This is a genomic window from Inquilinus sp., assembly GCF_039594555.1.
GTDB lineage: Bacteria > Pseudomonadota > Alphaproteobacteria > DSM-16000 > Inquilinaceae > Inquilinus.
The window spans coordinates 1-7,621 of the sequence record NZ_JBCNNF010000334.1 but is presented as its reverse complement, the minus strand read 5'-3'; the positions used below and the strand labels follow the sequence as shown (position 1 = coordinate 7,621).

Genomic DNA, 7,621 nt, shown 5'->3' with positions numbered 1-7,621 from the left:
CCGCCAGCGCCTCCTCCTGCCCGAGACGGTGCGCTTCTGGCGCGACCTGCTGGCCGCGCTGGCCGAAGGGCAGTCCTCCTTTGCCGGCGAGACGGTGCTGCAGACCCTGGGCGGGGAGCGTCGCGCGGTGCTGCTGACCGCCACCTTCCCGGCCGACGGCGTGCGGTCCACCGGCCTGATCAGCGCCGTCGACATCACCGAGCGCCAGGCTTTGGCCGAGGCGCGGGCCGAACTGGCGCATGTCTCCCGCGTCGTCACCCTGGGTGAGCTGACGTCGTCGATCGCGCATGAGGTGAAGCAGCCGCTGGCCGCCATCGTCACCGACAGCCAGGCCTGCCTGCGCTGGCTCGACCGGCCGGTGCCGGCGCTGGACGAGGCGCGGGCCTGTGCCGGCCGCATTGCCGGCCAGGCTCACCGCGCCGACCAGGTGGTGCAACGCCTGCGCGACCTCACCCGCAAGGCGGAGCCGGAGCGGACGGCGGTGGCCCTCGACTCCGTGGTCGGCGAGGCGGCGGAGCTGATGCGGCAGGAGATCGCCGAGCATGGCGTGGCCCTTCACTTGCGGCTGGCTCCGGGCCTGCCACCGGTGTCGGGCGACCGCATCCAGCTGCAGCAGGTGCTGATCAACCTGATGATCAACTCGGTCCAGGCGATGGCGTCCACGCCCCGCCGCGACCTGACGATCGAGACGCGGAGCGGCGCGGCGGGAGAGGTGGAGCTGGAGGTCGGCGACACCGGCATCGGGCTGGCGGCGGAGGAGCTGCCGCGGCTGTTCACCCCGTTCCGCACCACCAAGCCGGGCGGCATGGGCCTGGGCCTGTCGATCTGCCGCTCGATCGTCGAAGCCCATGCCGGGCGGATCCGGGCCTCGCGCAACGCCGAGGCCGGGCTGACGCTGCACGTCAGCCTGCCCGCGGCCGATCGGGGGGCCGCATGAGCGGGGCCCTGGCCGAGGCGCCGCTGGTCCTGGTGCTGGACGACGAGGCGCCGGTCCGCACCGCGTTGGACAGCCTGCTGCGCTCGGTCGGCTTCCGCGTCGCCTGCTTCGCCGCGCCGCAGGAGCTGCTGGACAGCGGCCTGGCGGTGGCGGCCGGCTGCCTGGTGCTGGACATCCGGCTGCAGGTCGCCAGCGGCCTCGATTTCCAGGCGCAGCTGTCCGAGGCCGGCATCCGCATCCCGGTGGTGTTCATGACCGGGCACGGCGACATCCCGATGACCGTGCGGGCGATGAAGGCCGGGGCCCAGGACTTCCTGACCAAGCCGTTCCGCGATCAGGACATGCTCGACGCCGTCGCCGCGGCGATCGAGCGCGACCGCGGGCGCCGCGCCGCCGAGGGGCGCGTGGCCGGGATCGCGGAGCGCTACCGCACCCTGACGCCGCGTGAGCGGCAGATCATGGCCCTGGTGGCGGAGGGGCTGATGAACAAGGAGATCGCGGGCCGGCTGGGCCTGAGCGAGATCACGATCAAGATCCACCGCGGCCAGGTGATGCGGAAGATGGAGGCGCGCTCGATCACCGACCTGGTCCGCATCGCCGACGCGCTGGGCCTCTGTGCGGCCGGTTCGGGCCAAAGCCTGATGGTTGGCTGAGTCCTCCCTACCCTCGCGGGAGGGGGTAGGGGGCTGTCAATGACAGGGGAAGATGTGGGGTAAGCCAGATTTCCATCGGGTCGGCGTCGACGTTCAACTTTGATTCCTCCGGCGCCAATACCCCTCCCCCTGCCCCCTCCCGCGAGGGGAGGGGGAGAATGGAAGGGACAAGCCTGCTCAAACAGACGACGCCGTTCCGAAAAGCTCTCGCTTGCGGGAAAGGTCACGCAAAAACGTCCGGCGTCCCGCTGGTGTCGCCAGCCTCACCCGGCGACGACCGGGCTCTTGTCCTTGTGCAGCGCGTCCATCACCGCCTTGTCGAGGTTGAGATGGCCCTGCACCAGCTCCGGCGGGGTCAGTGCCATCCACTGGTTCAGCGACACGTCGGCATAGTAGCTGCTCTTGAACATCTCGAGGAAGCGCAGCGTCGTGGTGCCGGTGTTCTCGATGTAGTGGCCCATGGCGAAGGGCACGTAGCCGACATCGCCGGCCTTGAAGTCGATGGTGCGGGCGGAGCCGACCGCGCCGAACACGCCCATGCGGGCCTGGCCCTCGATGTAGTACTGCCACTCATCGGCATTCGGGTGCCAGTGCAGCTCGCGCATCCCGCCGGGCTCGATCTCCACCAGCGCCGCGGCGATGGTCTTCGACGCGTTGAAGTTCGAGGAGTCGGTGATACGGACGGTGCCGCCCTTGGTCCTGATCGGGTCCTGCGCCAGCATCCGGTGGCTGAAGACCTGCGGCACCTGCTTGGCGCCGGCGATCTTGTCGCCGGCCAGCGGGCCCGGCACCGGCAGGTTGAAGATATAGCGCTCGCGCGGGTCTGGCGTGTGGCCGAAATACTTCGGATCGACGCCGAAATTCTTGCCCAGCACGTCGGGCGGCACGTGCTTGAACCAGTCGCTCAGCAGGAAGGTGCCGTCCTCGTCGAACTCGCCGTCGTCGAAGACCAGCAGGAACTCGCAGCCATCCTTGCCCAGGCCCTGGATCGAATGCGGGATGCCCGAGGGGAAGTACCAGAGGTCGCCGACGCCGACATCGTCGACGAAGTTGTTGCCGTAGGCGTCGACCGCGGTGATCCGCGCCTCGCCATACAGCATGTAGGCCCATTCGGCCTGCTTGTGCCAGTGCAGCTCGCGCGTGCCGCCGGCGTTCAGGCGCATGTTCACGCCCGCGATGTTCTTGGAGACGCTGAGCTCGCGGATCGTGACCTGGCGGGTCCAGCCGCCCTCCTCCTGGCGCATATGCGCGTCGGAGAAGGAATAGCGCAGGTTCTGGAACGTGCCGCTGTCGGTCCGCGGCGGGTTCAGGAAGCTCGGATTCTCCTGGTCGCGCAGCAGATCGCGCGGGCCGGGGTCGGTGCCGCCGCGGCCGGGAGTCTTCGGCTGCAGGGTATCAGCGGTCTGCGCGTTGGCGCCGGTGGCGGCGACGGCAAGGCCGCCCGCGGCCATGGTGCCGAGGGCTGCGCGGCGGGTGATCAGGGTCATAGTAGTTCCTCCAGTCCTTCGTGGCCCCGGCTTTTCAGAAGCCGGACCGCACGTCGCGGACGCTGAGCGGCGCGGCGGCGCATCGGATCCACGCGTCGATCGTCTTTCCCGGGAGGCGGGGAGGAGAGGCCGGAGCGGTCAGCCGCCGGGCCTCGCCCGCGCCTTCGGCCCAAGCCGATTGGCACGCTGACTCGACGATCGGCGGCGGCGGGGTGGCGGGCTTCGTCCGTAACCCGAGGGAAACCGCCGGTCGGCCTCGACGCCGTGCGACCATCGATGTGGGGAGAAGACGCCCTTTGCGGCCCCCGCACCATCATATTGATGGTTAAGGGCCTAACCGCCGGGGCTAGCGGACTATACCCCGGTATAGGGTGCGGCCGGCCGGGGCCATCCTACCCCACGCGCGGCAAACTGATGGTGGCGCGCAGGCCTTTGGCCTGGTTGGCCAGAACGATGTCGCCGCCATGGTGGCGCACGATGGTGCGGGCGATCGACAGGCCCAGGCCGACGCCGCCCGTCTCTAGGTTGCGGGAGTTCTCGATCCGGAAGAACGGGGCGAAGACCTGCTCGCCGACATCCGCCGGAATGCCGGGCCCGTCATCCTCGATCACGATCTCGACGCCGTCCCCTGCCCGGGCCACATGCACCCGGGCGCGCTCGCCATAGCGCACGGCGTTCTCGACCAGGTTGCGGATGGCGCGGCGCAGCGCGTCCGGCCGGCAGCGATAGCTGATCTTCGGTCCTTCCCGGACGGTGACGTCCTGGCCCAGCTCGGCCAGGTCGTCGCACAGGCTTCCGACCAGCGCCGACAGGTCGACGGTGCGGGTGCCCTCGGCCGTCGCCTCCTCGCGGGCGAAGGCCAGCGTCGCCTCGGTCATCTTCTGGACCTCGGCGATGGTCGCCAGCATCTTCTCCCGTTCCTCCGCATCGGCGACGAACTCGGCGCGCAGGCGCAGCGAGGTCAGCGGCGTGCGCAAATCGTGGCCGATCGCCGCCAGCATGCGGGTGCGGTCCTCGACGAAACGCTGCAGCCGCTCCTGCATCCGGTTGAAGGCCTCGGCGGTGTTGCGGATGTCGTCGGGCCCGGCCTCCGGCAGCGGCGCCACGGATTCGCCGCGGCCCAGCGCCTCGGCGGCGACGGCCAGGCGGCGCATCGGCCGGGCGATGCCGCGGGCGACGATGATGCCGAACACCGACAGCATGATCGCGGTGACCGCGACCGACACCACCGACTGGCTGGTCCAGAACGAATTGCCGGACGGCTTGGCATAGGCGCTGTTCAGCCAGGCGCCGTTGCCCAGCTCCACCGACAGGCCCATGCCGTAGGCCGCGTCGAGATACAGGAACTTGGCCGGGCCCGACAGCGGCCAGGCATGGGCCGGCACGTCCGCCCAGGGCGTGGTGACGGCCGCCGTGGCCGTGCCGATCCCGAGGATCTGGGCCGATTCCTGCCGGTCCTGGGGCTTGCCCTTGTCCTGCTTCGGGGCTTTCGGACCCCATGGGGTCACGTTCGGCAGCGGCTTCGCCAGCTGCGTCCAGGCCTCCTGCCGCCAGGCCATGGCATCGCCGGGCCCATCGGGGGACACCCAGAACCGGCTGTAGGAGGTGCCGCTGGCGCTCAGGATGTCGTCCTGCAGCGCCGGCGGCGTCGCCTCCAGCAGCCGGGCCAGCGACGCCGTCCGGCTGAAGAACTCGGCCTTCGAGGCCGCCTTCAGCGCCTGGCCACGCTCGTCCCAGGAGATCAGGAAGCCGATGCCCTGTGACAGGGCGAGGGCCAGCAGCATCAGCCCGATGAACTGGGCCGCCAGGCTGTGCGTCCACCACCGCCTCATGCCGGCTCGACCTCCGCCACGAAGCTGTAGCCGCCGCCCCAATGGGTCTTGATCAGGCAGGGCGATTTCGGGTCGGCCTCGATCTTCTTGCGCAGGCGGCTGACCTGGTTGTCGATGCTGCGGTCGAAGCTGTCGGCGGCGCGGCCGACCGTCAGGTCCAGCAGCTGGTCGCGGCTCAGCACCAGCCCGGCATGGTCCAGGAAGGCGTTCAGCAGCCGGAACTCCGCGGTGCTCAGCGGCACGGCCACGCCGTCGTCGCCCACCAGCTCGCGCCGGCCGACATCCAGCAGCCAGCGGTCGAAGCGCAGCGTCTTCGCCTTCAGCCGGCCGCGCTGCGGCGGCAGGCTGTGCACCCGGCGCAGCACCGCCTTGATGCGGGCCAGCAGCTCGCGCGGGTTGAACGGCTTGGTCAGGTAGTCGTCGGCGCCGATCTCCAGCCCGATGATGCGGTCGGTGTCCTCCGCCATCGCGGTCAGCAGGATCACCGGCAGGTTGCTGGTGCCGCGCAGGTAGCGGCACAGCGACAGCCCGTCCTCGCCCGGCATCATCACATCCAGCACGATCAGGTCGGGCGCGCTGCGCTCGAGCATGCGGCGCAGCGCCGCCGCGCTTTCGGCGACGCTGACCCTGTAGCCGTGCTGGGACAGGTATTTGCCGACGAGGTCACGGATGTCGCGATGGTCGTCGACGACGGCGATGTGCGGTATGGCTTCCATGCTGCGCTCCACGCCGAACATACCGAAAACGGCGCCGGATCCCGCGCAGGAAATTGTATCAGTCTGTCTCGGATCCGGGGTTTGCGACACTCCGTGACTCAAAACCGGGTCCGGCGACAGATCCCTGCGACAACTGCCGGCCATAGTGCCCTCGTCAACGCAACAGCGATGGTCGAGGCAATGCTGGGATTCGGATGGGATGGCGGACGGATGCCGGCGCCGCACGCGGCCGGGCTCGGGCCGGACCGGTCCGGGGCCCCTCGCTCCGCCTTCGCCGCGGTGCTGTTCGCCGACATCGTCGGCTTCAGCCGGCTGTGCGAGACGCTGGAGCCGGCGGGCACCTTCGCCCTCCTGTCCGGCTTCCACGAGCGCATGGCGCTGGCGGCGGCGGATCACGATGCGGCGATCGGCGACCCGGTCGGCGACGGCATCATGGCGGTGTGGTGCGGCCCGGCGCCGGCCGCGGCCCGCGCCGCCCTGCGCTGCGGCTTCGCCATGCTGGAGGCGATCGACGACTGGAACCGGGCCCGGCGCGACGGGCTGCCGCTGCGCATCGGCGTCGGCCTGCATGCCGGGCCGGTGATCATCGGCCGGGTCGGCGCGGTCGGGCACGACAAGCTGGGCGCCTTCGGCGACACGGTGAACGTCGCCCACCGACTGGAACGGATGACCCGCATCCGGCACAGCGACATCATCGTGTCGGAGGCGCTGTTCCGCGCCGTGGCCCAGCGCTATCCGGCGGAGCGGCGGCTGGCCTCGTTCCCCGCCGCCGGCCGGGCCGACATCCCCGGCCGGGTGGAAGGCGTGGCGATCCGTGCCGCCGCCCTGGCCTGAGCGGCACGGGAATATCGTATCAAACCGCGCGATCCAGTCCTTGACGCGACACTCCGCGACAAACCCGCCGGCACCCCGGCACAGTTCTGCGACAGGGGGCCGGCATGGTGCGAGAGCATCAGCAAAGGGATGACCCCCATGCACGACGCGACACAGATCCGGCCCGCCATGGCGGGAACCGCGCTCGCAGCTGCCCCGGCGATCGATCCCGAGCGCATCGAGCCCGGCTGGCGGCCGCCGGTCGATCGGCTGGCCCTCAGCTGGAACGAGGTGGCCGCCGGCTGGCTGGCGACCGGCGGGCTGCTGGCCGTCCTGGCTGTCGGCGCGATCCTCGGCCGCGAGCCGATGGGCGATCCGGTCTATCGTTCGGCCGGGCTGCCTGGCATCGGCCCGGCCGCCGGCGCCGAGATCTGCCAGGCCCCGATACCCACTCAGGCCACCAATCCCTTCCTCCCGGCCTCGCGGCCACCGGGCCACGCCTGACCATCTTTTGATCCCGACCGAATGGAGAGTTGCTTGCAGATGACGATGGCCCGCCCAGCCCTGCTGCTGGCCTTCGCGGCATTTCTGGGCGCCCCTTCCCTTGCCGCGGCGCAGGATGCCGCCGCCGGCGAGCGCGCCTTCCGCACCCGCTGCGCCACCTGCCACAGCGTCGAGGCCGGACAGAACCGGCTCGGGCCCAGCCTCGCCGGGGTGGTCGGCCGCAAGGCCGGCAGCGTCGAGGGCGCCCGCTATTCGCAGGCCCTGCGCGACTCCGGAATCACCTGGGACGCGCCGTCGCTCGACCGCTTCCTGGCCGATCCGCGCGCCGCCGTGCCCGGCACCAGCATGACGGTCCGGCTGACCGACGCCGCGCAGCGCGCCGCGATCATCGCCTACCTGTCCAGCCGCTGAGCCGGACGGCCGGGACTTTGTATCAAACCGTGTCAGCGGGCCGTCCCGGGACGGCTCGCGACAAAGACCGGGGCCGCCGGACAAGGTTCTGCGACAGCCGCCGCCCAGGCTTCTCCCGTGCAACAACCTCAGGAGACATGACGTGATCACCAGAATCCCGGTTCCGGTCCTGGCCGGTTTCGCGCTGCTGGCGACCATCGGCACCGCCCTGGCGCAGGGCGACGGCTGCATCCAGCGCAACGCCAAGGCCGGGCAAAGCACGCCCACC

8 protein-coding genes are annotated in these 7,621 nt (G+C 70.7%); 5 read left to right on the top strand and 3 right to left on the bottom strand.

The annotated features are described in order from the left end of the window. Together ABDW35_RS27395 and ABDW35_RS27390 are read left to right on the top strand one after the other, a co-directional pair. On the top strand, nucleotides 1-937 hold a 937-nt coding region (locus tag ABDW35_RS27395; protein ID WP_343717025.1), incomplete at its 5' end, for an ATP-binding protein. Then, nucleotides 934-1,590: a response regulator transcription factor gene (locus ABDW35_RS27390; protein ID WP_343717024.1), complete on the top strand. Its 657-nt coding sequence runs from the start codon at nucleotides 934-936 to the stop codon at nucleotides 1,588-1,590. The genes ABDW35_RS27395 and ABDW35_RS27390, both read left to right, overlap by 4 nt. Nucleotides 1,591-1,853: 263 nt before the next feature. Here the strand turns inward: ABDW35_RS27390 and ABDW35_RS27385 are convergent, their stop codons facing one another. The 3 genes from ABDW35_RS27385 to ABDW35_RS27375 form a co-directional block, all read right to left on the bottom strand. Continuing rightward, nucleotides 1,854-3,077 carry an oxalate decarboxylase family bicupin gene (locus tag ABDW35_RS27385; RefSeq protein ID WP_343717023.1) on the bottom strand — a complete coding sequence of 408 codons (1,224 nt, stop codon included), beginning with the start codon at nucleotides 3,075-3,077 and terminating at the stop codon, nucleotides 1,854-1,856. Between the two features lie 392 nt (nucleotides 3,078-3,469). Then, the gene (locus ABDW35_RS27380) at nucleotides 3,470-4,909 is read right to left on the bottom strand and encodes a HAMP domain-containing sensor histidine kinase (RefSeq protein ID WP_343717022.1); all 1,440 of its coding nucleotides are present in this window, start codon (nucleotides 4,907-4,909) and stop codon (nucleotides 3,470-3,472) included. Continuing rightward, nucleotides 4,906-5,625 carry a response regulator gene (locus ABDW35_RS27375; protein ID WP_343717021.1) on the bottom strand — a complete coding sequence of 240 codons (720 nt, stop codon included), beginning with the start codon at nucleotides 5,623-5,625 and terminating at the stop codon, nucleotides 4,906-4,908. The genes ABDW35_RS27380 and ABDW35_RS27375 overlap by 4 nt, the downstream gene beginning before the upstream one ends. A 210-nt stretch (nucleotides 5,626-5,835) precedes the next feature. Here ABDW35_RS27375 and ABDW35_RS27370 point away from each other — a divergent pair, with 210 nt between their 5' ends. From ABDW35_RS27370 to ABDW35_RS27360, 3 genes are all read left to right on the top strand, one after another. Further along, nucleotides 5,836-6,459: an adenylate/guanylate cyclase domain-containing protein gene (locus tag ABDW35_RS27370; protein WP_343717020.1), complete on the top strand. Its 624-nt coding sequence runs from the start codon at nucleotides 5,836-5,838 to the stop codon at nucleotides 6,457-6,459. Between the two features lie 138 nt (nucleotides 6,460-6,597). After that, nucleotides 6,598-6,942 carry a hypothetical protein gene (locus tag ABDW35_RS27365; protein WP_343717019.1) on the top strand — a complete coding sequence of 115 codons (345 nt, stop codon included), beginning with the start codon at nucleotides 6,598-6,600 and terminating at the stop codon, nucleotides 6,940-6,942. A gap of 45 nt (nucleotides 6,943-6,987) precedes the next feature. Next, complete coding sequence (locus ABDW35_RS27360) at nucleotides 6,988-7,353, top strand: c-type cytochrome (RefSeq protein ID WP_343717018.1); 366 nt, start codon at nucleotides 6,988-6,990, stop codon at nucleotides 7,351-7,353. Nucleotides 7,354-7,621 lie beyond the last annotated feature (268 nt).